The sequence below is a fragment of the Paenibacillus sp. JNU01 genome (assembly GCF_059130585.1).
Genome location: NZ_CP169723.1, coordinates 6,420,347 through 6,444,021 on the forward strand (window position 1 = coordinate 6,420,347; position 23,675 = coordinate 6,444,021).

Genomic DNA, 23,675 nt, shown 5'->3' on the forward strand with positions numbered 1-23,675 from the left:
ATTCAGGACTTCTTATTTTGTCGAAATATAGTGTAAACTATAGATAGTTACCATTGAATATACGATCGTTTTAGGATATAAAAAGATGTACAATCAATTTAATTTTAATGTAACCGCTAACACTGGAAAGTGTTTATAACCGATATATAATAAGTTGGTATAGCCTGTACAGATATAGAGGAAAGATTAGACAAGGGGGTCGCGATCATGAACCGGTTGTGCAAGGTGCTGATTGTTGACGATGAGTTTCTGGTAAGGCAGGGCATAAAGCATCATATGAACTGGGAAGCAGAAGGATTTATCATTGTGGGTGAAGCTTCCAACGGTGAAGAAGGTTTACAGCAGGTGAGCCTGTTAAAACCGGATATTGTGATTACCGACATTGTCATGCCTGTCATGGATGGTGAAACGTTTGTCCGTACACTAAAAGCCAATAATCCGCAGATTGAAGTTATTGTACTTAGCAGTTTCAGTGAGTTCGAATATGTACGATCTACGCTTCAGCACGGAGCAGCAGATTATATACTGAAACCGAAGCTGGACACGAATGAATTATTGCAGGTCCTTCAACGCACAGCGGGTAAAATTCAGGAGCTGCAGTTTGAGCCGTCGCACGATGGCTGGAGACTTGGACAGCTGATGGAGAAGATGTTATCCGGATTTACATTGGATGAAGATAGTGAAATGGCGATGATACGAGATACCTTTCCCCACAAATCCTTTCGTTTACTTGTGTATGAACCGATGGATGCTGGAGGGAATCGACTGAAGCTGGATCAGGAACAGATGGAATCCAGGCTCCGCAGTGATCTGCCTGAAGTGGAATGTGCTATGGTTCCGGCAGAGGGTACATTACCTGTGATGCTTCTTAATGTCGATCCCGCGAGAGATGGCTGGTTGGTTGAACGGATTAGACAGTTGGCGAGTGAAAAAGCTACAGGAGAAGGCGGTCCTGGTTGGGTACTTAGTGAAAGCTTTACTTCATTTGAACAGATGGGTGTTGTCTATCGCGAACGCCTGATTAAACTGATGGAATATCGCTTCTATTATAAGGATCGACCCATTCTGGTGTATGGTGAACTGCCTCCACTGCATCCCGCTGGTTATCAGTTTAATGTGAATATGTTCTTACAGCATGTGAAGCGTAACCGGGTCGAAACGGCAAGAGAGTATCTACAGGAACATGCGACAACCCTTGGACGGGATTATATTGCCGATGTGTTTGAGATCAAATCATTTCTCGGTAACTTGATCTTCAATGTGACCATTACCCTCGCGGATATGGATGTTCAGTCTTCCGGGTTGGAAGAGAGCAAATATACGTATTTCAAAAATGTGGACGGGGCTTCGAGTCTGGACGAAGTCATGACTGTACTTGATCAGTTTATGACGGAAGTTCAGGAGTGCACCGCTGGTGCAGGTGGAAAACGAAGTGACCCGAATATGAAGATGCTGCTGGACTATATGCATGAGCATTTTGACCAGCCACTCGGACTTGCTGAAGTAGCCAAGCACTTTCATTTCAATCCATCGTATTTATCCAGTTATTTTTCATCTCACAAAAAAGAAGGATTTAATGAATATCTGAATAAAATTCGGATTGAAAAAGCCGAGGAACTGCTGCGATCCGATGATGTAACGATCTCTGAAATTAGCAGTATGGTAGGCTATTCCGATCATAGTTATTTTTGCAAAGTGTTCAAAAAATTCACCGGACTATCACCAAGCCGATACCGGCGCAAATTCTGGGCATAAAGTCAGAAGGATAAGATCATGAAGAAATGGATGAACAGATTATCTCGTCTCGGTTTATTTCCCAAGTTGTTTCTGGTTATGGTCATCAGTATTGTTCTCGTCTCTGTACTCATCTTATGGACGACCATTCATATGTCTACCAATCTGTTTACTGAGACGTTCAGTATTACAAACTCCAAAGTGCTTAATCAGATCAAGACCAATTTTGAGTCTTTTAATGAATCGATTGCTGCGGTTACCAATAATGTAACTCAAAGTGGTGCCATTCGGGGATTTCTGTCTGAGGGGGATGCAGACTCAGTCTCAACGGCCAAATCTTTCTATAATATGCGTGAAACCATGAACCGGGTTCAAACCATTATCGAGTCATATGAAGTGGGGATTACCATTGTGGGTGTGAACGGACGAAGTTTTTCCACCAATCCGGCTTACATTAAGAAGACAGGAGATGAATTGAAGCAGGAGCCTATTACTAAAGAGGCGCTCGAGTCGCCGAGTCGGCTAATCTTTGACTATTACCGTGGTGATACCAGTGAAGGCGAACTGCAGATGATCTCTGCAACAAAGGCATTGACGGATCGAACAAGAAGTCATATATACGGGACACTTTATGTCACGATGAGAGAAGTGGAGTTCCAACAGTTCTATTCCAGTTTCACGAGTCGGGGTAATGATGTGGTCATTATGAACGAAAAGGGCGAAATCATATCTTCAAACCGTATGGACTGGATCGGAACAATTCAGCCGGAGCTACTCACATATGCTAAGGATTTGAGTGGGGACGCTTCGAAAAGTATTAATGCTCGTGTCATGGGACAGGAGAGCATTGTTCTATCCGAGTATTTACCCTTTTATCGGTTTTACCTGATTAATGTGGTGGATAAAGATATGGCGATGGGGCAGCTCATTGACATGAAGACGGTTGCGTTGATCTGTACAGCGATCGTTATCGGTGCGCTTGTTCTGGTGTTTCTGATTACCAGCCAAATCACCAAATCACTGCGCAGACTGGTGAAGCAGATGTCTAATATCACGAAAAGTGATCTGGATAACTACATACCGGTTAGTGGCAGTTACGAGAGTCGGCAACTGGGCCATGCGTACAACTACATGCTTGATGAATTGCATGATTATGTGGATCAATTAGTACAGACACAGCATGAACAACGAAACGCAGAGCTTGCGGCATTACAGAGTCAGATTAATCCTCATTTCTTGTACAATACACTTGCATCTGTCAAAGTGCTGGTGCAACAAGGCAACAAGGACAGGGCTGCGGATACCATTAATGCCTTGATTGGATTGCTGCAAAATACGATCAGTGATGTGAGTCAGACGGTTACAGTGGAGCAAGAAGTTGAGAATTTGAAAAATTATGTCTTCATTAATCACGTCAGATACGGTGGCCGAATTAAAGCAGCTTTTTACGTTGCTCCGGATTGTACACACTATCATATACCCAAACTGGTGATCCAGCCGTTTATCGAGAACGCATTTTTCCATGGATTTATCAAGAAAGAGACGGGTACGATTCATGTCATGGTGTCCAGAGCAGGAGAATCACTTATCTGTGAAATTATGGATAATGGCGATGGTATTGAAGGATTTGTCATGGGAGAAACGTTGCCCAATCCGAAAAATAATCGTCAACTTTTCAGCGGAATCGGTATTCGCAATGTACATGACCGTATTGAGTTATTATATGGTTCGCCTTATGGTGTTACCATTATGAGTAAAGTCGGGGAAGGGACGAGAGTCACCGTTACACTGCCTTTAATCACGGGTTGAATTCTAGCCTGTTTCAATTGAATACGATTAAAATCATGATCCCTCGTGGCTGTATTTTTGCAGAAACGGGGGATTTTGGTGTGTCATAGTTGCAATGAAAACACATATTTGTACGATTTCAAGATCAAGATAATACAAAATCAAAAGAAATTACAAAAAACCAAATTTAATGCAAACGGTTTCTGTAAAGGTTTTCATTGTGGCAATAAGATGACAAATCCGCACAAAATTATTACTAACGAATGGAGATATGGGAATGATAAGATGAATACATCGAAAGCAACCGCTTTCAGAAAACGCAAACAAATTACACACAAAGAGGTCGAAGGGGAGTTGAACGTTTTGAAAAAAATGTGGGTATTGATGCTCGTTACAGTACTGCTGTTGTCCGCATGTTCATCCGGTGGTGGAGGTAATTCTGCCAGTGGTGGAGATGAAAAAACAAACGAAATTACGATCTGGGCTTGGGACAAAGCATTTAATGTCGCTGCTCTTGAACAAGCAAAAGAAATTTATCAAAAAGAAAATCCTGATTTGAAGATCAACATCATTGAGAATGCTCAAGATGCGATTATCCAGAAGCTGAACACAGGATTGAACTCTGGAACAAGCAGCGGTCTTCCAAACATTGTATTGATTGAAGACTATCGTGCACAAAGCTTCCTGAGTGCGTATCCGGATGCGTTTAAAGATTTGTCTTCTACAATTAAAGCTTCCGATTTTGCAGATTACAAAATTGGACCAACTTCTTATGAGGGCAAACAATATGGAGTTCCATTTGACTCCGGCGTAGCAGGTTTGTACTACAGAACGGATTTGTTGGAACAAGCGGGCTACAAGTCTGCTGACCTGCAAGACATCACTTGGGATGATTACATCCAAATCGGTAAAGATGTAAAAGCAAAAACAGGTAAAGAGCTGCTGTCTCTTGACCCTAATGATCTTGGTATCATTCGCATGATGATCCAAACAGCAGGCAAATGGTACACTGCAGAAGATGGCAAGACACCTGACATCAGCAGTAACCCTGCATTGAAAGAAGCTTTCGAAACGTACAAAAAAATGATGGATGCCAACATTGTTAAATTGCACTCTGACTGGAGTCAATTCGTTGCCAACGCCAATAATGGTAGCGTAGCAACAATTCCTACAGGTAACTGGTTCTCACCATCTGTACGTCAAGAAGCATCCCAATCCGGTAAATGGGCTGTAGCTCCAATGCCGAAAATGGCTGGTCAATCTAACTCTGTACATGCATCCAACTTGGGCGGTAGCTCATGGTATGTTATGAACAATGTACCTGGTGCAGATCAAGCAGCTGACTTCATGGCTAAAACATTTGGTTCTGACAAACAATTGTACCAAGACTTGTTGACAAACATTGGTGCGATCGGTACCTACAAACCAGCTACTGATGGTGATGCGTACAACAAGCCAGATGAGTTCTTCAGCGGTCAAAAAATCTTCAGTGATTTCGCAAATTGGACCAAAGAAATTCCAAATGTAAACTATGGTAGCAACACATATGCAATTGAAGACATTCTGGTTGTTGAAATGCAAGCGTACCTGAATGGTAAATCAATTGATGAAGTTTTGGCTGAAGCACAAAAACAAGCTGAAGCACAATTAAACTAGGATACCCAAGGTAACTTATAGAACCCAAGGTAACTCGGAGCCGTCTCCCTTGTCTGGCGCAAGTCGAACCGGATAAGGCGAGAGGCTCTGTGGGTTCTATCCATGTTCCGTGGAGAGAGAGAGGAGCCATACTGTGAAAGCCATAAATACAGGAGACAGTCTCCAAAAGAAAAGTAATTTGACTGGATGGGCTTTTGTTTTGCTGGCTGTTATCGGAATTGTAGCATTTTACTTCTATCCGATGATTCAAGCGCTGCTCTTATCATTCAAGTCTGGCAAAGGGGCCAATCTTGAATTTTCGGGCCTTGCGAACTACAAAAGATTGTTAGTTGATACCACGTTCCGCACAGCATTATCGAACACATTCATCTATTTGATCATTCAAGTGCCAGTAATGATTATTCTCGGTTTGTTTATTTCCGTATTGCTGAATGACAGCACACTGCGCTTCCGGAGTTTCTTCCGCACAGCCATTTTCTTGCCTTGTGTAACTTCATTGGTAGCCTATTCTGTTGTATTCAAATATTTGTTTGCACCGGATGGAATGGTCAATCAATTCTTGATGGGCTTGCACATAATTGGTGATCCAATTCAATGGATCACAGACCCGTTCTGGGCTAAAATTACGATCATAATCGCCGTTACTTGGCGTTGGACCGGATATAACATGATTTTCTATCTGTCATCTCTTCAGAACATCGATCAATCGATCTATGAAGCAGCCAAAATAGACGGAGCCAATGCATTCACCCAATTTTTCAAAATTACAGTTCCTTTGCTCAAACCCATTATCCTCTTCACATCGATCACATCAACGATTGGTACTTTGCAAATCTTCGATGAGATTATGAATATTACGAAGGGTGGTCCAGGTAATGCCACCATGTCGATCTCACAGTATATCTACAACCTTTCGTTCAAATATTCACCGGACTTTGGATATGCAGCAACGGTTTCATATTCCATCGTAATTTTGATCATTGTATTGTCCATTATCCAGTTTAAAGTGGCAGGTGATAATAAAAATGGCTAAATTTAATGCAAAACGAATTTTCACTTATGTGTTCCTGTCCATCGTCGCTTTTGTATCCATTTTTCCATTCTTCTGGATGTTGGTCAGTTCAACGAATGCGTCTGTTGATGTAACCAAAGGCAGATTGTTACCGGGTTCGGCTTTCATTGATAACTTTAACAAACTGCTTGATTCGACAAATCTCGTGCAGGCTCTCGGGAACTCGGCTATTATCTCGATCGTCTCGACTGCTCTGGCGCTGTTGATTGGTTCCATGGCAGGTTATGGATTCGAGGTATTCCGTACGAAGTCCCGTGATATCGTGTTTAACATCCTGTTGTTATCCATGATGATCCCGTTTGCAGCAATCATGGTACCCCTGTATCGCATGTTTGCAACAATCTCGGGAGTTGCACCGGTTATCGGAATCAATACGATGGCAGCAGTTATCTTGCCAACCATTGCAACAGCGTTCCTGATCTTCTTCTTCCGTCAGAACACCAAAATGTTCCCGAAAGACTTGCTGGAAGCTGGACGTATTGATGGTTTGAGCGAACTCGGCATCTTCCTGAAGATCTATATGCCAACAATGAAAACAACATATGCAGCGGCAGCAATTATTACATTCATGAGTAGCTGGAACAACTATCTGTGGCCACTCATTGTATTGCAAACGCCTGACCAACAAACGATTCCGCTATTGATCTCAAATCTTGGTGCTGGTTATGCTCCGGATTACGGAGTAATCATGACAGCGATCGTTATTGCAACACTACCTACAGCAATCGTATTCTTCATCATGCAGAAACATTTTGTTGCAGGTATGGTAGGTTCCGTGAAATAAGCATAACCGCATAATGCGTCCGTATCGGACGAGTGCAGGAAAGAGAAGAGGGCGCCTGTCAGGCGTACCTCTGTCTTTTTTGTATTTTGTATGAATGCAAGTGGAAATTCACATGAACCTTGAATAAGCCAAACTATACCGTGTTAAAGGGAGAGAGAGCCGATGAAAGCAACAAAGGCAGATATCAACTGGTTGGGAGACGTAAGTGTATTTGAGGTGAACCGCCTTCATGCTTATTCCGATCACCGTTATTACCAAACAATGGACGAGGCAGTAGGTTCAGGCGCGATGTCCATGCGTTATGATCTGAATGGTACGTGGAAATTCAACTATGCCATTCGTCCAGACAGCCGTCCTGAATTTTTCTATACATCCGATTTTCCCAGTGAAGGCTGGGATGACATTGAAGTTCCGGGACATATCCAGTTACAAGGATACGGACAGATTCAATACGTAAACACACAATACCCTTGGGATGGCCTGAATGAAATTCGTCCACCGGCATTGCCCCAGGATAAAAACCCTGTTGGAAGTTATATTCGCACGTTCCACCTGCCGACAGGTTGGGAGTCAAATCCCGTATATATTTCTTTCCAAGGTGTAGAGTCTGCATTCTATGTATGGCTTAACGGACAATTTGTAGGCTACGGGGAGGACAGCTTTACGCCGTCTGACTTTGACTTGACGCCATTCCTTCAGGATGGTGAGAACAAACTGGCAGTCGAAGTGTATCAACGCAGCACAGGCAGCTGGCTGGAAGATCAGGATTTCTGGCGTTTCTCCGGTATTTTCAGAGATGTGTATCTGTATACGGTCCCTGCTGCACACGTACGTGATGTTCATGTTCGCACAGATCTGGACAAGTCCTATACGAACGGTACCTTACAACTAGATTTGAAACTGGAAGGAAAAGCGGTTGCTGGAGCACGTGTAGAGGCTGAACTTCGTGATCGTGAAGGCAATACCGTAAAAACGTTTGAATCCAAGGTTAACGATGGTCAAGTAAGTCTTCGTGAAGACATTGGTACAGTGAACCTGTGGAGCGCAGAGATTCCATACTTGTATCGCCTCTATATTCGTGTATATGATGCTGCGGGTACACTGGTTGAGGTTGTTCCTCAAGCCGTTGGTTTCCGTACATTTGAAATGATTGACAAAGTCATGCACATTAATGGTAAACGTATTGTATTCAAAGGTGTGAATCGTCATGAGTTCAACCCGCGTCGTGGACGTGCGGTTACGAAGGAAGACATGCTGTGGGATGTTCGTACCATCAAGCAAAACAATATGAATGCCGTACGTACGTCACACTATCCAAACCAAAGTCTGTGGTATGAGCTGTGTGATGAATATGGACTCTATGTTATTGACGAGATGAATCTGGAGACACACGGATCTTGGCAGAAACTTGGCGCCGTTGAGCCTTCTTGGGTTATTCCAGGTGACAAACCGGAATGGCATGATATCGTCATGGATCGCGCTGTATCCATGGTGGAGCGTGACAAAAACCATCCGTCCATTCTGATCTGGTCTTGTGGTAATGAATCCCATGGCGGTGAAGTCATCTATAAAGTATCCCAGTACTTCAAATCAGCTGATCCAACCCGTCTGGTACATTACGAAGGTGTATTCCATGATCGCCGTTTCGATGAGACAAGTGATATGGAGAGCCGCATGTATGCCAAACCGGCGGACATTGAAGAATTCCTGAATGCCAACCCGATCAAACCTTATATCAGCTGTGAGTACATGCACGCCATGGGTAACTCTATTGGTGGCATGCACAAATATACGGAATTGGAAGACAAATACCCGATGTATCAAGGTGGATTCATCTGGGATTACATCGACCAATCCATTTATAAAAAAGATCGTTATGGCAAAGAATTCCTCGCCTATGGCGGAGATTTCGGTGATCGTCCATCAGACTATTCGTTCTGTGGCAATGGTATTGTTCATGCTGATCGTAAAGTAACTGCGAAAATGCAGGAGGTCAAATTCCTGTATCAGAACATCAAGCTGTTCCCGGATCGTGAAGGTGTCAGAATCGTTAACGGTAACCTGTTCGCAGATACATCTGCATTGGAACTGGTATACAGCCTGGAGCGTGAGGGACATGAAGTGTTGCGTGGAACATTGGAAGTGAACGTGGATGCGCAAAGCGAGACAGTAGTTAAGCTTCCGTTGGGTACAGAATCCCTGGTGGGCGGCGAGTACGCTGTGAACATTGCATTTGTGTTAAAAGAAGCTACACTGTGGGCTGACAAAGGCGAAGAAGTGGCATTTGGACAGTTTATTTTCACACAGGATCAGGTAAATGATGCAGCACAGGCGGACTTGAACCTTGTAAGTGATGTACAGGTGGTTGAAGGTGACGTTAACATCGGTGTTCGTGCTGGCAAGACGCACGCGCTGTTTTCCAAACAATTCGGGACACTGGTTTCCCTGAAATTGTCTGGTCGTGAGACGATTGCTGTACCACCTGCACCGCTCTTCTGGCGTGCAATGACGGATAATGACAAAGGTATGGCCATGGGCTTCGAACTGGGTGCCTGGTATGCTGCGAGCCTGATGCCACGTTCTGTGGAGTGGAAAGCGGAACAGAAACCGGATCAATACCGGATCGAGTTCACGTACAAGCTTAACATTTCGGATGATGTACAAGTGAAAGTGGTGTATACCGTTCATGCAGATGGAAGTGTACGTGTGCATAATACGTATAAAGGTACAGCCGGATTGCCGAACCTACCCATTCATGCATTGTCCTTCAGAACATCACCTGACTTCGAAAATGTGGAATGGCTCGCGATGGGGCCCAAAGAAAACTATGCAGACCGCGCATTCGGCGCACGTCTATGCATCCATGGCAGCAAGGTAGCTGATACTGTAGCTCCATATCTGGTACCACAGGAGTCGGGCAACCGTACCGGCGTACGTTGGGCCAAACTGACAGACAACGCGGGACGTGGCTTCAAAATTGAGGCATCTGGTACACCGGTTGAACTGAATGTTTCACCATATACGGCATTTGAGCTGGAGAACGCACAACATGCGTATGAATTGCCACCTGTGCACTATACGGTCGTGACTGTTGCGGGTAAACAAATGGGTGTCGGCGGTGATGATAGCTGGGGTGCTCCGGTTCATCCGGAATACCTGATCCCTTCGGACGGCGAACTGACATTTGAATTCGTCATTCGTGCACTGTAAGCACCAGAATCGTACAGAAAAATAATGTATTAAATAAGAACAGAGGTCTTCGCTCGTCGGAGGCCTCTGTTTTGTTATGTCAATGTGCAGCTTGAGAGGCGTATGAAACCGTTCTCGTTCCGATCTCGTAATGTACAAGACAAGAAACATAAGAGGGGGTTCAAGATGAGTAGAAAAGCAAAGACAGGTATATGGGTGACGGTGTTGGTCTTTCTGGGCATCATTGTTGGATGTTTAATATGGTATTTCAATACGGCTTCGGGTGAACGTGCACTCAAAACGATGAGGTCCAACAACTCGGGCGGTCTGGAGAGAGTCGTTAAAGTGTACAGCAATAATGGTGAATTGATTCAGACCTATGATGGCAAAATCGACGTGGAAGATACGGAATATGGCAACAAAGTATTATTCGATCTCAATGGGAAACGTGTTGTGATCTACAACGCAACGATTGTTGTAGAAGAGAAGTAAGGCAAAATTAAGGTGATGACTTAGAGGTGTGGTGATTTTTATGATGGATATGTACCTGATAATTCTTGTTGCCCTATTGGGCATGATCTTGTTTTATGGTTTAATCGCTTATTTCTTAATTCGCTTCATTTCGAAAAAAGCATTCAAGCTTACGTTAACCAGATATGAAATGATGGAGATTATGACCTGGCTTGCGGTGCTGTTTCTAACCTTTATGATGATTAAGACAAGTTCCATGAATCTTCTCTTGCCGGTTGTAGTACTTATCATTCCATTGATTAATTTGCGGCGATCCAATCGGAAACAAAGAGAGATGAATTAGTATAGCTTGCTAAGTTAGCTAATGCACAAGAAGAATGAATTATGAGCGAAGGGGAGCTTAATCATGATCTTGGGCAAATCAACGGACACGTCAGGATTAACGCGAGTTGCCAATCTTGCGGATGAGTTACAGTCTGTATTTGATAAAGCAGAAAGCAAATATCAAGTCGTTGATATAGAACTCTTCTTTGTTTTCAGGTGCCTTCCTGAAGAATACGACAGAAGATCAACGGTTAGGCATGTGAAGAAGGATAATGTCATCTATTTTGATCTGGTGGTCAGCGAAGATCGTTATAAGACATTAAGTAAGAGCAAGCAACGGTATGTGTTAAGCCATGAGTTCTATGCTTTTTTGAGCGAAAAAATACAGAAGTATAAGATTGAACATCTAAACACAAATGAATTTATCGCAGATATGGGCATGTGGCTAAGGGAGATCGGATGGTTGCAGACCGAAGAGGAAGCTGAAATAAGTGAATTTGAAGAAAAGGTTAACTAACATAACAAATTAAAATAAAAACAACAAAAAGAAGCCCTCTTTCGAGAGCTTCTTTTTCATGGGAGAGGAGAAACCGGACGAAGAGCTTATGGGGAAACGTAAGTCTTCTCCGCGGTTGTCTACGACACTTGTGATGTCGATAATTATAGAATCGCCCGATTGTTTCCTTTTTATACATATGCGTCAGCAATTCGGTAACAATTTTCCAAGGGGAATGAAGACCGCGCATTTTTCAAACGGAACCCGAATGTGGTACGATAGCCTTATCAATAAACTTACATAGAGAAAAGGTGACTCGTCAGTGAGAGTGGTATCTGGGAGTGCGAAAGGCAGGCCGCTGAAGGCTGTTCCTGGCACGGGTACGCGACCGACCACCGACAAGGTGAAGGAAGCGTTATTTAGCATGGTTGGTCCTTATTTTGAGGGCGGCACAGCATTGGATCTGTTTGCAGGCAGTGGGGGTCTCGGTATTGAGGCGCTGAGCCGCGGCATGGACAAGGCTGTTTTTGTTGATTTGGAATCAAAAAGTATTGAAGTCATCCGCATGAACCTGAAGGCGACCAAGCTTGAAGACCAGGCGGCGGTATACCGTAATGATGCAGGTCGTGCATTGAAGGCACTCGCCAAGCGAGGCACAACGTTCGATCTGGTATTTCTCGACCCGCCATATCGCATGAAGAACGGACACGAGTTGATGCTGACCATGCACGAACTGGAACTTCTGGAACCGGAAGCAACCATTGTGCTTGAATATGAATCCAAACATGATTACCCTGAGCAATTCGGCCCGTTTGAACAAACGCGCAAGGCTTTGTATGGGGAGACGGCAGTATCCATCTATTATTATGCACCTGAAGCATTGGAAGATGGAGAATCCATTACACCGAAAGAGGAGGCTCCTCATGACTGAAATGATACATCGACAGGAACGGATCGCCGTATATCCTGGAAGTTTTGATCCCGTAACGATGGGGCATCTAGATATTATTGCCAGAGCGTCGAAGCAATTTGATCGCGTCATTGTGGCTGTGTTGAACAATATGAGCAAAAATCCGCTGTTTACGGTGGAGGAACGCAAAGAACTGATCGCGGAAGTAACCCGCCATCTACCCAATGTGGAGGTGGACAGTTTCCGCGATCTGACAGCCAATTATGTCCGGCAAAAGGAAGCGCAGGTCATCGTTCGTGGTATACGCTCGGTAACTGATTTTGAATACGAGTTGCAGTTGGCATCGACCAACAGCAAGTTGAATCCGGATGCGGAAACGATATTTATGATGACCAATCCGAAATATTCCTATTTAAGTTCCAGCATCGTCAAAGAAATCGCTCATTATCATGGAGATGTTACAGATCTTGTATCACCTGAGGTGGAAGCAGCGCTCCGTCAGAAAATCAGCGAGAAAACCGGCGGTTAAACCAGAAGGTAAGCCCTGATAGACTAATCATGACTGCAAGAAGTAACGCAAGACCCATGCATGCAGCAGGGAAGACGCTCCAAATGGTGTTGATCGTGTATGTGTTACCTGGACTATGTATGAATAGCCAACCGAATGGTGTCGAGAGGTCCTGCTCCCCATTCGTCTGTAATGTGGTCCAGACTTCTGTGCTGTAACGGCTGAACGGCATCCACAGGAACAGACTGATGAAAAAGGCGATTAATCCATGAGTCAGACGAACTCCAGCAAAGTACAGCATCGCTTTGCTGTTTGGACCCGTTGTTTTCAGGACGGCAGAGACTTGCAGGTGGGAGCATAAACCGCCCCATCCAAGAACGGCTGCAAGTAGAGATATGAGCAGCGCGGGTGTAAGTGAAGTCTGGCTCAAATGATAGGTGCCCAGGTGAAGCTCAAAGAAGGCTGGCCACAGCGCAGCAGAAGACCCGGGAGTCAGATACAGGGAGACCAACCGGATAAACACGGCAAAACCGATCATGTATCCTCCAGTCATCATCAAGGTCTGCACAGCTTGGGATACAGTGTCACCGAGCAGTTTGCCAAACCCTCTTCCATCACGACTATGGGCTTCCCTCGCTGCAATCATCAGTTCAGACCATATACGGCGTCGTTTGTATGTAGAGTGGTGGGGTGCAGATGAGCGACTTATGGAATTTGCAGGACTTGCAGGCTGAGAATCAAGAGAGCTGTTATCTGCTTGCGCAGCTGTCAAGCCAGCCCGGTTTGTTTGGTTAGCCGGTGCAGGCAGGAGACGCGTGGCAAGAATGGCAGCGATCCAGCCGCTGATCCAGTGGACTACGAGTAGAAAATATCCGGCCGCTGGCTGGTGAAGAAACGCACCACCAACGACCAGTATGATCATCATCGGATTGGCAAAATGAGACGCCGCCGCAAGGACAACCGCCTGCTTGGCGGTAATTTGTCTATCCTGAAATAAACGGGACACCGCATCTGCTCCTGCGGGAAATCCGCCGCACATGCCAACGGCAATCGCCAGACCTGCGTTGCCCGGAAGTCTGAACCATCGTTGCATTAACGGTCCGAGCAAGGCTCCGATCGCATGGGTGAAGCCAAACGCAGTAAGCATTTGGGATAACATGAGGAATGGGAGCATGGCAGGGAAGATGATTTTCCACCATATATCCAGACCTTGAATAGAGGCGTCAAACGCTTCTTTGGGGGAGGCAACTACCGCAATGACCAACATTAAAGCGCCGGTACTTAGGATTATCGTTCGTAATGGGCCAGAATCTCTAACCTCGCTCTGTAATGTCATCGTTTCACCTCATATCAGATAACGCTGCTTCGGCATCTGAATCGTTATGGACGGCCGAATGACGCCCAAAGGGCGGTTCGGCCTTGACCGGACAGGCTATTGTATACAGCGGCCTATCCGGCCTGTACCATTGTATGCACAGGGACCAGAGTGTTAGACTTGAAAAAAATGATGAAACAAGATGAGCTGAATATCTGCATTACACAGAGCGAGTATCTACCGGAGAATGGCAGTATTCACAAGGTGGAATTACGATCGCTGATTAGTGTAAAGTTTAGCTTATATAGAGATACAAAGAACGGAGGCTCATGCGATGAATCGGATTCGGAAATCTGGCGGATTCAGAGCTTCGATCTTTGTGATCGTGGTGGCTCTGGTCGTCTATGTTGCCGTGTACATGCCAACGCCGTATATCATATATATGCCTGGCAGTGCAGATGAAGTAAAACCAATGGTAACGGTTAAAGGTGGGGACCAGGAAGAACGCGGTGTGTTCATGATGACGACCGTGTCGGCAACATATGCCAATGTGTTTTTGCTAGGAACCTCTCTGTTCAATCAAAATGCTCAAGTGGATAAAAAGGAGGACCGACTGCGCGGTAAAAGCGAAGCGGAATACTCTGCCGAACAGGTGTGGTTCATGAGTGACTCACAATCCTCTGCAATGGAGGCTGCATACGAACAGGCTGGTGTGGCTTACTCTATTGTACCTGAACATATCTTTGTATTTGGACTGTCCGAAGATCCAAAACCCGATGGAGACATTGCTCCGGGCGATATTATTCTGGGCGTGAACGGAACAGCTACGCCGGATAATACGGTGCTTTCTGCCCAGTTAAAAGATAAAAAGGTTGGAGATACCGTCGAAATGCAACTGGAACGTGGCGGAGAGACCATTAGCCGGGACGTGAAACTGATTCAGGTAAAAGACAATAAAACGGGAGAAACCCGCCCGGGACTCGGCGTAATGATTGGTGCGGTTCAGAAGGTGAAACCTGAAGATCCGGACAAACAGATTTCCTTTACAGATACTCAGGTTGGTGGTCCGTCTGCCGGCTTGATGTTTACGTTGGAGATCTATAACCAGTTAACACCTGGAGATCTGACCAAGGGGCATCGAATTGCGGGTACAGGTACCATTACCAAGGACGGTGTGGTGGGTGCCATTGGTGGTGTAGTGCACAAGATTGTAGCCGCTGACCGGAAAGAAGCGGAGATCTTCTTTGTGCCGAAGGATAACTATAAGGAAGCAGCAGCCAAGGCTGAACAGATCGGCACCAAAATGAAACTTGTGCCTGTGAGCACAGTGGATGATGCACTGGCGTATCTGAAAACCTTATCCGTGAAATCCTAGGATTATGTTCGGGCGTGAATAGATAGAGTCCATTTGAAACGAATGGGTAAAGTTCGGACGAAATCGGACTGAATGGATTACAGGGAATGAAGTGTGATCATAAGAAATGAGAGTATTAGCAGATTCAAAGGGTTAAATGGGAGAATCCCCTTGTTGCGATGTGCCTGAGCGGCGCGCAGCAAGGGGGTTTTCTAGTTGTATAGTTTAGTTTTCAGTAGTCGACATGAATGATCTGTTTGATGATGGAATGAAAAGGATTAAAACTTATGGTCAAAAGCGGATTACACTCTCACAGGTGACTCATAGTAGTCACTGAACATCCTGCGTGTGTCCTTATGCTCGCAAGCTAGCCCATACGCGACCTGAGCCTGGATGTCCAGTTCCAGTTGATGGTGCGTGAACGTCGAAGGTTTCAGCACTACAGGCAGCAACGCAGTCTTCTTCATTTGTTTAAGCAGGCTCTGCCCTTGAGTATTGAATCCGAGGACTCGTAGATATCCGGGTCCGGCAGCCAATTGCTCTGGTGAACACTCGGCTTTGGTGTGATTCAGGAGCAGGTGGGCGAGCATACGCTGGAGTTTGGTGCGTGTGTATCGTTTGGTCTTCAGTGCATTCAGGAGTGCTTCGACTGAAGGCTCCGGGAGCTGAGCGAGTGTACGGATCAGCCGGTGCTCCAGGCCTTCCGTGACTTCGGCGATGCGTTCCAGCTCGGAGGCACGGCGTGTGGCCGCGAGGTGAAACAGCGGCTGTGCAAAGCGCTCCCAGTGCATGGGAGCGCGGTTTTCCTGCCATTCGCGATGCAGAATGGCAAGAGTGGCCGCCGGCACGTATGGCGCGGCGGCGCTGGGCCCGTCCGCCATCAGCAGGCGGCGGACGGCTGTGGCACTGGCGATCGCCCCCGGGCCGGGCGTCGCCTCATGATACGCGGCACCAGTACGCGCCGCCGTAAAGGGCTGGATCGCGCTGCCGAGTCGTTGCAGCGCGATCAGGTAGTGCAGCCCAAGCGAATTGTTGGGCTGCTCCAGCAGTGCAGCGGCGTCGCGAACATCGACGCCGCCGGGCGCCAGTGCCGCCGCCGCGCCTGCGTACGCGGCGGGGTAGCTGGCGCCTTCCCGCAGGCGGCGCGCGATGTCCTCGCGCATCCCTGCGGGCTCCACAGCCAGCACGCGCGCAATGCGCTGCAGGCTGTCCAGGTCGCCGGACTCGCTGCCAAAGCAGAGCGAGTCCACAACGCCGGTGCGGTCCAGCAAGGACACCGCACCGAAGGCAAACCACTCCGCCGGCTGAACAGCATAAGCCACCGGCAGTTCAAGTACCAGATCGGCGCCTGCGTGCAGCGCCATCTCGGTGCGCGCCCTTTTGCCCACGATGGCGGGTTCGCCACGCTGGAGGAAAGGGCCGCTCATGACGGCAACAACGGCGTCTGCGCCGCTTAGTCGCCGAGCTTCCTGCAAATGATAGACATGCCCATTGTGCAAGGGGTTATATTCAACAATGACGCCTACGGCTCTCATGATTAGATGTACTCCTTTCGATTGGATAACCGAGTATGTATAACATCCATTCCATCATAGGGGATGTCATGTATTAGATCAAATCATGCACCCACTCAGACAAGAAAAAGCACAAATCCGACATCAACGGATGTCAGACTGTGCCTGCAAATTTATTGTATATTACAGATTTTTCGATAATCGGAGAACGGCTTCTTCATCTGAATAAATCAGCACACTTAGACACTTTCCGGTGCGGGAGAAAGACTTGCTTTCGGCCCAAAAAATTCATAATGAATGTGGTCTGCTGCAACACCAAGTGCCTGAAGCTCCGTGTACACTGATCGCATGAAAGAAACGGGTCCGCACAGATAATAGGTGGCATCCAGTTCCTCAATCACTTGGCGAAGCCAGACTGCATCCATATAACCTTCCTTATGAAAAAACTCATTTTCACGATCAGAAGCAGCGGGTTGAGTGTAACAATAATAGGCTTTAACGCTTTGATAACGTTCGGCCAGACTGTTCACATGATCACGGAACGCGTGAGATTGACCATTCGGACTTGCATGCAAAAATGTAATTTTGCGGTTTTTGTCCAAGTTAACCAGTGTATTTAACATGCTGATCATGGGGGTTAGACCAACGCCACCGCTCAAGAGAACAACAGGACGTTTATCGTCTCTATCCAGCGTAAAGTCACCAGCAGGAGCGGATAGCTCCACCAGACTACCTTCTTCAATATGATCGTGGAGATTCGTGGATATGACTCCATCAGGACGTTCTAATCCACCCAGCTCGCGTTTAACGGAAATGCGGTAGTAGGGTTTACCCGGTATATCTGAAAGGCTATACTGACGAATCTGGGTAAATGACTGTGCCTCCGGTTTGATCTTGATGCTGATGTATTGTCCTGGTTCATAGTTGGCAATTGGTTTACCATCATCTGGGACGAGGTAAAAGGATGTGATGACTTCACTTTCCTGCACTTTCTTGGCAACCCTGAAGGTACGAAACCCTTCCCAGCCACCTGTCTGGTTCTCTGCTTCCGCATACAACTCCTGTTCGATCCCGATAAAGGCATCTGCAATGACATTGTAGGCTTCGCCCCACGCCGTAATGATCTCATCGGTAGCCGCGTCTCCAAGCACATCCTTGATCGCTTGTAACAGATAGGTGCCCACAATCGCATATTGCTCGGGAACGATACCCAGACTGCGATGTTTATGGGCAACTTGCCGGACGGCAGGCAGGATGGAGGGCAGATTATCGATATGCAGGGCGGCGGTGTATACCATATTGGCGAGGGCGGCTTGCTGTCGTCCCTGTTTCTGATTTGCGTGATTGAAAATATTCAGTAGTTCCGGATGAGCTGCGAACATCGTTTCGTAAAAATGGCGTGTGATCGCTTCACCGTGAACTTCAAGTACGGGTACTGTAGATTTAATGACTCTAATAGTGTGTTCACTTAACATACATTTTGCCTCCCGATATAATATGAGATTATTGAATAATAAATTGTTATGGAGCTGATTGTGCTTCGGTTTATAGCAAGTATAGGTAGGTGCCGAAAGGGTCTGTGTGACATAGATCACACTAAACGTTAACGAAATGTGACCGCGGTTTGCAAGAAACTACAACTAAAATGACGACTTGTAGTTTATCTTGAAGTGAGTCTATAATAGACCAGATGGAGTAAACGGTTCTGAGCCATCGGTTTTAAAATAGGGTGTAAAGTTAAAAGTGTTGACAAACGTCTTGAAAAATCGGTATAATGATTTTTGTTTGTTAAGTCAATTTCATAATACTTTTAACGATGAAACGTCAGAATACATACAGTCAGGATTTATTGCTTTACAAGAGCAGGCTTGACCTGTATAACTGTCGTGATACGTTTGACATGAATTATGAAATTGGTTTCGTTTGGAGTGATGGAAATGTTAATGCCATTTCGCAAAGTGGCTACCAGTGATGGTCCCCTGAAGTTTAACGAACAGTGGGATATCAAGGAACTGGTTTCTAACCGACAAGATATCACAGCCGTTACCCCCCTGACTGCGGATTTATCTGCAGAATTCAGAGAAGGTGACGTTGTGGATGTTCATGGCAAGCTGACCGTAGGAGTGGACATGTTGTGCTCCCGTTGTCTTAAGCCGATCAATGAACATTTTCATATTGATTTTCATGAGCAATTCAAGCAGGGAAAACAGCCAGAGGAATTACATGAAGACGACGATACGCTCTATGTGGATGGGGATAGCGTTGATCTGAAAGGTTATGCCGAGGAAGCTTTTCTGCTGGATCTTCCGTTTATACCGCTATGCAGCGATACATGCAAAGGGTTATGCCCCAAGTGTGGCCATGAGCTGAACGAAGGTGACTGCGGTTGTGATAACCAGGTTATCGATCCGCGGCTTGCAGGGCTCAAGGATTTTTTTAAATGAGCATGATTGAAAATCGAACGTAACAACTACCTGCAAAGGTTGATTTTGATAAGGAGGTGGGAATAATGGCAGTACCTCAACGGAGAACGTCCAAGACGCGTCGCGACAAACGTCGCACTCACTTTAAATTGGCTGTACCGGGCATGGTGAAATGTGAACAATGTGGCGAACTTAAACTTAGTCACCACGTTTGCAAAGTGTGCGGAACGTACAAAGCAAGAGAGATCATCTCTCAATAATAGTTGGACATTAAGTAGCACTTCATTTCGATGAGGTGCTACTTTTTTTCGATTAGATAGTGTAGGTAGAGGGAGTTAACAAGCATGAAATCTTTGCTCCACAGGGGTGAATTGTTTTTGTTCAGCCAGCCTTTCTTTTTGACACGGGATGAGATATACTATAGTTTAGTACCAGGTTCTAAGATTTGACGTTACATATATGATGAACCATAATCCGTTTGAGAACGACCCTGGTGACCAGGGATGCATCTATAGAAGCAACACGAAAGAATGGTTGAACTGGCCGGATGGGACGGTTCCGTAAACGATACAGCGGGGGGTGTCAGGCATCGAACGTGTACCGAAGAGACAGAGGCAACAGCAGTTAACCAAAATGATAGAAGAGAACCCGTTTGTGACGGATCAGGAACTTACGCGCCAATTGAAGGTGAGTATTCAGACGATTCGTCTTGACAGACTGGAACTTGGAATACCAGAACTTCGGGAGCGGATGAAACTGATGGCAGAGCTCTCGTATGATCAGGTGCGCTCGCTGCCCCTGCATGAGATTATCGGTGATATTGTGGATCTGCAGCTGGACAAAAGCGGGATTTCCCTGTTTGAGATTAAGGAAGAGCATGTGTTTTCCAGAACAGGGATTGCACGTGGGCACTACGTCTTTGCACAGGCCAACTCCTTGGCTGTAGCCATTATTAATGACGAGATCGCGTTGACTGCATCAGCAGACATTCGCTTTGTCCGTTCGGTTCATTTGGGAGAGAAATGTATTGCAAAGGCTTATGTGAGATCGATTCCGGGTCAAAAGGGCAAAGCCAAAGTGGAAGTATTCACTTATGTAGGTGAAGAAATGGTGTTTCAAGGCAACTTTGTAATCTACCATTCAGGTGGAGAAGACAGCGGAGAAGGAGGTCATTTGGAATGAAAATCGTCATTGATGCCATGGGAGGCGACAATGCACCTGCATCAACGGTAGAAGGTGCGATCGCCGCAGCCACGGAATGGGCGGATACACAGATCGTCCTGATCGGCGATGAAGCCAAGCTGGAGCCTCTTTTGAGTCAGTCAGGTGTGAGACCTGCCAATCTTACGGTCCGGCATGCTTCCGAAGTTATTGGTTCGGATGATGAACCCGTAAAAGCAGTACGTCGCAAGAAGGATGCCTCCATGGTAGTTGCAGGCCGTATGCTGAAAGAGGGCGAAGCGGACGCGATGATCTCGGCAGGCAATACCGGAGCGCTGATGACAGCAGGTTTGCTTGTTGTAGGTCGAATGGAAGGCATTGAACGTCCGGCGCTTGCGCCCATGATTCCAACGATTGATGATGTAGGTGTACTTGCGCTGGATCTCGGAGCGAATATGGATGCCAAACCGGAGCATCTTGCGCAATATGGCCTGATGGGCAGCTTGTATCGGCAAAAAGTACAGGGCATAGCGTCCCCACGAGTGGGTTTGCTCAATGTAGGAACAGAGCCAGGCAAGGGAAATGAGTTAACCAAACATGCATATCCTTTACTGGAACAACTCCCCATTCGTTTTGTCGGTAATGTTGAGGCGCGTGATGTGCTGACTGGTGCTTGTGATGTGCTTGTATGCGACGGTTTTGCAGGAAATATACTGCTGAAGTCGCTGGAAGGCACAGCAGGTGCCATTTTCGCCTTGCTTAAGGAGCAATTCTCATCTTCTCTTAAAAGTAAACTGGCTGCAGCTGTATTGATGCCTGAGTTGCGTGGGCTGAAACGAAAGCTGGATTATACGGAGCATGGCGGAGCGCCGCTCCTCGGTTTGAGCAGACTGGTTGTAAAAAGTCATGGATCTGCTGATGGCAATGCCATCAAAAATGCTGTGCGCCAAGCTCGGATTGCAGTGCAGAATCAGCTGGTAGAGAGCATATCTAAGGAAATTAGCGGGAAGTGAGTGACGACATGAATAATTTGCGCCCAGTAGGGGTTATTGGTACAGGGAAATATGTGCCTGAGAAAATTTTGACGAATAGCGATCTGGAGAAAATGGTCGATACCAATGACGAATGGATCGTCAGTCGTACAGGAATCAAAGAGCGTCACATTGCTGCACCCGAGCAGGCAACTTCTGATCTGGCATATGAAGCAGCTCTTAAAGCACTTGAATCTGCTGGCATGACAGGCAGTGATCTGGATCTGATTATTGTTGCAACCATTACCCCGGATTCTTCGTTCCCATCAACAGCCTGCATCTTGCAGGACAAATTGGGTGCAAAAGGTGCGGCGGCATTTGATCTGTCGGCTGCTTGTTCCGGATTTGTATACGGTTTGGCAAGTGCTACCAGCTTCATCCAAAGCGGCATGTACAACAACGCACTTGTTATTGGAGCTGACTGTTTGTCTCGTATTACGGATTATACAGACCGTAACACATGTGTCCTCTTTGGGGACGGGGCAGGCGCGGTAGTCGTTGGTGAAGTTCCAGAAGGTCGCGGATTCAAAGCATTTGATCTCGGTGCCGAAGGTGCTGGCGGTAGTCTTCTTCAGATGGAAGGCGGCGGTTCCCGTCTGCCTGCTTCCGCAGAGACCGTTGAAAATAAAAAGCATTATATCTACATGAATGGTCGTGAAGTGTTCAAGTTTGCAGTCCGTGTCATGGGTACGGCTACCATTGAGGTATTACGCAAGGCTGGTATGGAGCGTACGGATGTGGATCTGTTTGTTCCGCATCAAGCGAATATTCGGATTATCCAATCTGCGATGCAACGACTGGAACTTCCTGAAGAAAAGGTTGTAGTCAACGTGGATAAGTATGCCAATACATCGGCTGCTTCCATTCCGCTTGCTTTGGTAGAAGCCGCAGAGGAAGGTCGCATGAAAGCCGGAGATACCGTTCTGATGGTTGGATTCGGTGGCGGTTTGACATGGGGAGCATCGGTACTCGTTTGGTAAATAGACATCTGGGAGATGAATGAGATGGGTAAAATAGCATTTGTATTTCCCGGACAGGGATCACAGGCTGTAGGCATGGCTAAGGACGCGTATGAGTCCGTGCCTGCGGCAACTGAAATTTTTCGCACAGCAGATGAAACATTGGGTTTCTCGCTGAGCAACCTTGTATTTGAAGGACCAGAGACTGAGTTGAAACAGACATCAAATACACAACCGGCTCTGTTGACAGCAAGTATTGCCTTGCTTGAAGCTTTCAAAGAAAAAGGAATTCAGCCAGACTATATGGCTGGACACAGTCTGGGAGAATACAGTGCACTGGTGGCAGCGGGCGTTCTTTCGTTTGCTGACGCTGTGAGCACTGTGCGGGCGCGTGGTCAGTATATGGAACAGGCAGTACCGGGTGGACAAGGAGCGATGGCTGCTGTGCTTGGTGCGGATCGGGAAGCGCTGGGGGTGCTTTGCCGTGACGTATCTGAAACTGGTCATGCGGTTGAACTTGCCAACATGAATTGTCCGGGACAAATCGTCATCTCTGGTGTGAAGGAAGGCGTAGCTGCTGTCGCGGAACGAGTGAAAGAAGCAGGCGGTAAACGCGCCATTGCTTTGGAAGTAAGCGGACCGTTCCACTCTTCACTGATGAAGGGTGCGGCTGAGAAGCTGGAAGAGAAGCTGAAAACCGTTACGTTCTCACCGGCAGCGGTTCCTGTAGTCGCTAATGTGACTGCAAGACCTGCAGAGGATGGACAGGTTCGGGATTTGTTGACAGCTCAGGTCTATTCTCCTGTATTATGGGAAGACAGTGTGACATGGCTGATTGAGCAAGGCGTGGATACGTTCATCGAGATTGGATCTGGCAGTGTATTGACCGGTTTGATTAAAAAAACAGATAAAACCGTAAAACTGTACAATGTGAACAGTCTTGAAACGCTCGAAGCAACGGCAAGTGCGTTGAAGTGATTAGCAGG

General features: G+C 46.4%; 21 protein-coding genes. 18 read left to right on the forward strand and 3 right to left on the reverse strand.

Translation table 11 applies throughout. The features are described 5' to 3' along the window. Positions 1 to 207 precede the first annotated feature (207 nt). From NLBNIHML_RS28215 to coaD, 11 genes are all read left to right on the forward strand, one after another. Entirely contained in the window at positions 208 to 1,755 is a 1,548-nt protein-coding gene (locus NLBNIHML_RS28215) for a response regulator transcription factor (RefSeq protein ID WP_494353299.1), read from the forward strand. Positions 1,756 to 1,773: 18 nt separating this feature from the next. Then, the gene (locus NLBNIHML_RS28220; protein ID WP_342572557.1) at positions 1,774 to 3,543 is read left to right on the forward strand and encodes a cache domain-containing sensor histidine kinase; all 1,770 of its coding nucleotides are present in this window, start codon (positions 1,774 to 1,776) and stop codon (positions 3,541 to 3,543) included. A gap of 351 nt (positions 3,544 to 3,894) precedes the next feature. Next, positions 3,895 to 5,178 carry an extracellular solute-binding protein gene (locus NLBNIHML_RS28225; protein ID WP_339261376.1) on the forward strand — a complete coding sequence of 428 codons (1,284 nt, stop codon included), beginning with the start codon at positions 3,895 to 3,897 and terminating at the stop codon, positions 5,176 to 5,178. A gap of 133 nt (positions 5,179 to 5,311) precedes the next feature. After that, a complete protein-coding gene (locus tag NLBNIHML_RS28230; protein ID WP_253433650.1) occupies positions 5,312 to 6,211 on the forward strand; it encodes a carbohydrate ABC transporter permease in 900 nt (299 codons plus the stop codon). Next, positions 6,204 to 7,034, forward strand: coding sequence for a carbohydrate ABC transporter permease (locus tag NLBNIHML_RS28235; protein ID WP_339260387.1), 831 nt, complete (start codon positions 6,204 to 6,206; stop codon positions 7,032 to 7,034). Before NLBNIHML_RS28230 ends, NLBNIHML_RS28235 begins: the two co-directional genes overlap by 8 nt. A gap of 162 nt (positions 7,035 to 7,196) precedes the next feature. Beyond that, positions 7,197 to 10,244 (forward strand): beta-galactosidase, LacZ type, encoded by a 3,048-nt coding sequence (lacZ, locus tag NLBNIHML_RS28240; RefSeq protein ID WP_494353300.1) that lies wholly within the window; start codon positions 7,197 to 7,199, stop codon positions 10,242 to 10,244. 165 nt (positions 10,245 to 10,409) lie between these two features. Continuing rightward, on the forward strand, positions 10,410 to 10,715 hold the full coding sequence (locus NLBNIHML_RS28245) for a hypothetical protein (RefSeq protein ID WP_339241499.1): 306 nt from the start codon (positions 10,410 to 10,412) through the stop codon (positions 10,713 to 10,715). Between the two features lie 40 nt (positions 10,716 to 10,755). Further along, positions 10,756 to 11,037 (forward strand): hypothetical protein, encoded by a 282-nt coding sequence (locus tag NLBNIHML_RS28250; protein ID WP_339260390.1) that lies wholly within the window; start codon positions 10,756 to 10,758, stop codon positions 11,035 to 11,037. A 63-nt stretch (positions 11,038 to 11,100) separates the two neighbouring features. Then, entirely contained in the window at positions 11,101 to 11,535 is a 435-nt protein-coding gene (locus NLBNIHML_RS28255) for an Imm44 family immunity protein (protein WP_339260393.1), read from the forward strand. 301 nt (positions 11,536 to 11,836) lie between these two features. Then, positions 11,837 to 12,445 (forward strand): 16S rRNA (guanine(966)-N(2))-methyltransferase RsmD, encoded by a 609-nt coding sequence (gene rsmD / locus NLBNIHML_RS28260; protein ID WP_253433670.1) that lies wholly within the window; start codon positions 11,837 to 11,839, stop codon positions 12,443 to 12,445. A gap of 1 nt (position 12,446) precedes the next feature. After that, entirely contained in the window at positions 12,447 to 12,953 is a 507-nt protein-coding gene (coaD, locus tag NLBNIHML_RS28265) for a pantetheine-phosphate adenylyltransferase (RefSeq protein WP_494354773.1), read from the forward strand. Here coaD and NLBNIHML_RS28270 read toward each other — a convergent pair. Then, positions 12,931 to 14,268: a nucleoside recognition domain-containing protein gene (locus tag NLBNIHML_RS28270; RefSeq protein WP_494353301.1), complete on the reverse strand. Its 1,338-nt coding sequence runs from the start codon at positions 14,266 to 14,268 to the stop codon at positions 12,931 to 12,933. The genes coaD and NLBNIHML_RS28270 overlap by 23 nt on opposite strands. Before the next feature lie 313 nt (positions 14,269 to 14,581). Here NLBNIHML_RS28270 and NLBNIHML_RS28275 point away from each other — a divergent pair, with 313 nt between their 5' ends. Then, complete coding sequence (locus NLBNIHML_RS28275) at positions 14,582 to 15,622, forward strand: SepM family pheromone-processing serine protease (protein WP_339260399.1); 1,041 nt, start codon at positions 14,582 to 14,584, stop codon at positions 15,620 to 15,622. Positions 15,623 to 15,903: 281 nt separating this feature from the next. Here NLBNIHML_RS28275 and NLBNIHML_RS28280 read toward each other — a convergent pair whose 3' ends face one another. Together NLBNIHML_RS28280 and hmpA are read right to left on the reverse strand one after the other, a co-directional pair. Then, the gene (locus NLBNIHML_RS28280; RefSeq protein WP_494353302.1) at positions 15,904 to 17,136 is read right to left on the reverse strand and encodes a nucleotidyltransferase; all 1,233 of its coding nucleotides are present in this window, start codon (positions 17,134 to 17,136) and stop codon (positions 15,904 to 15,906) included. A gap of 218 nt (positions 17,137 to 17,354) precedes the next feature. Then, a complete protein-coding gene (gene hmpA, locus NLBNIHML_RS28285; protein WP_494353303.1) occupies positions 17,355 to 18,590 on the reverse strand; it encodes an NO-inducible flavohemoprotein in 1,236 nt (411 codons plus the stop codon). 462 nt (positions 18,591 to 19,052) lie between these two features. Between hmpA and NLBNIHML_RS28290 the strand changes: the two genes are divergently transcribed. From NLBNIHML_RS28290 to fabD, 6 genes are all read left to right on the forward strand, one after another. Continuing rightward, positions 19,053 to 19,559: a YceD family protein gene (locus tag NLBNIHML_RS28290; RefSeq protein ID WP_253433686.1), complete on the forward strand. Its 507-nt coding sequence runs from the start codon at positions 19,053 to 19,055 to the stop codon at positions 19,557 to 19,559. A gap of 65 nt (positions 19,560 to 19,624) precedes the next feature. Next, complete coding sequence (gene rpmF / locus NLBNIHML_RS28295; RefSeq protein ID WP_017689233.1) at positions 19,625 to 19,798, forward strand: 50S ribosomal protein L32; 174 nt, start codon at positions 19,625 to 19,627, stop codon at positions 19,796 to 19,798. 373 nt (positions 19,799 to 20,171) lie between these two features. Continuing rightward, positions 20,172 to 20,720, forward strand: coding sequence for a transcription factor FapR (fapR, locus tag NLBNIHML_RS28300; protein WP_047842457.1), 549 nt, complete (start codon positions 20,172 to 20,174; stop codon positions 20,718 to 20,720). After that, positions 20,717 to 21,712, forward strand: a complete 996-nt coding sequence (gene plsX, locus NLBNIHML_RS28305; RefSeq protein ID WP_339241517.1) for a phosphate acyltransferase PlsX — start codon at positions 20,717 to 20,719, stop codon at positions 21,710 to 21,712. The genes fapR and plsX overlap by 4 nt, the downstream gene beginning before the upstream one ends. Before the next feature lie 8 nt (positions 21,713 to 21,720). Next, a complete protein-coding gene (locus tag NLBNIHML_RS28310) occupies positions 21,721 to 22,710 on the forward strand; it encodes a beta-ketoacyl-ACP synthase III (RefSeq protein ID WP_339241519.1) in 990 nt (329 codons plus the stop codon). 24 nt (positions 22,711 to 22,734) lie between these two features. Further along, on the forward strand, positions 22,735 to 23,667 hold the full coding sequence (gene fabD / locus NLBNIHML_RS28315) for an ACP S-malonyltransferase (protein WP_339303009.1): 933 nt from the start codon (positions 22,735 to 22,737) through the stop codon (positions 23,665 to 23,667). The last annotated feature ends 8 nt before the right edge of the window (positions 23,668 to 23,675 follow it).

Excerpts from the sequence above, each read along its gene's own strand:
- NLBNIHML_RS28255 (WP_339260393.1), top strand. The coding sequence starts at position 11,101 with ATGATCTTGGGCAAATCAACGGACACGTCAGGATTAACGCGAGTTGCC.
- fapR (WP_047842457.1), top strand. The coding sequence starts at position 20,172 with ATGATAGAAGAGAACCCGTTTGTGACGGATCAGGAACTTACGCGCCAA.
- NLBNIHML_RS28275 (WP_339260399.1), top strand. The coding sequence starts at position 14,582 with ATGAATCGGATTCGGAAATCTGGCGGATTCAGAGCTTCGATCTTTGTG.
- hmpA (WP_494353303.1), bottom strand. The coding sequence starts at position 18,590 with ATGTTAAGTGAACACACTATTAGAGTCATTAAATCTACAGTACCCGTA.
- coaD (WP_494354773.1), top strand. The coding sequence starts at position 12,447 with ATGATACATCGACAGGAACGGATCGCCGTATATCCTGGAAGTTTTGAT.
- NLBNIHML_RS28235 (WP_339260387.1), top strand. The coding sequence starts at position 6,204 with ATGGCTAAATTTAATGCAAAACGAATTTTCACTTATGTGTTCCTGTCC.
- rpmF (WP_017689233.1), top strand. The coding sequence starts at position 19,625 with ATGGCAGTACCTCAACGGAGAACGTCCAAGACGCGTCGCGACAAACGT.
- plsX (WP_339241517.1), top strand. The coding sequence starts at position 20,717 with ATGAAAATCGTCATTGATGCCATGGGAGGCGACAATGCACCTGCATCA.
- NLBNIHML_RS28225 (WP_339261376.1), top strand. The coding sequence starts at position 3,895 with ATGTGGGTATTGATGCTCGTTACAGTACTGCTGTTGTCCGCATGTTCA.
- NLBNIHML_RS28270 (WP_494353301.1), bottom strand. The coding sequence starts at position 14,268 with ATGACATTACAGAGCGAGGTTAGAGATTCTGGCCCATTACGAACGATA.
- NLBNIHML_RS28250 (WP_339260390.1), top strand. The coding sequence starts at position 10,756 with ATGATGGATATGTACCTGATAATTCTTGTTGCCCTATTGGGCATGATC.
- fabD (WP_339303009.1), top strand. The coding sequence starts at position 22,735 with ATGGGTAAAATAGCATTTGTATTTCCCGGACAGGGATCACAGGCTGTA.
- NLBNIHML_RS28245 (WP_339241499.1), top strand. The coding sequence starts at position 10,410 with ATGAGTAGAAAAGCAAAGACAGGTATATGGGTGACGGTGTTGGTCTTT.
- NLBNIHML_RS28310 (WP_339241519.1), top strand. The coding sequence starts at position 21,721 with ATGAATAATTTGCGCCCAGTAGGGGTTATTGGTACAGGGAAATATGTG.
- NLBNIHML_RS28290 (WP_253433686.1), top strand. The coding sequence starts at position 19,053 with ATGTTAATGCCATTTCGCAAAGTGGCTACCAGTGATGGTCCCCTGAAG.
- NLBNIHML_RS28280 (WP_494353302.1), bottom strand. The coding sequence starts at position 17,136 with ATGAGAGCCGTAGGCGTCATTGTTGAATATAACCCCTTGCACAATGGG.
- NLBNIHML_RS28220 (WP_342572557.1), top strand. The coding sequence starts at position 1,774 with ATGAAGAAATGGATGAACAGATTATCTCGTCTCGGTTTATTTCCCAAG.
- lacZ (WP_494353300.1), top strand. The coding sequence starts at position 7,197 with ATGAAAGCAACAAAGGCAGATATCAACTGGTTGGGAGACGTAAGTGTA.
- NLBNIHML_RS28215 (WP_494353299.1), top strand. The coding sequence starts at position 208 with ATGAACCGGTTGTGCAAGGTGCTGATTGTTGACGATGAGTTTCTGGTA.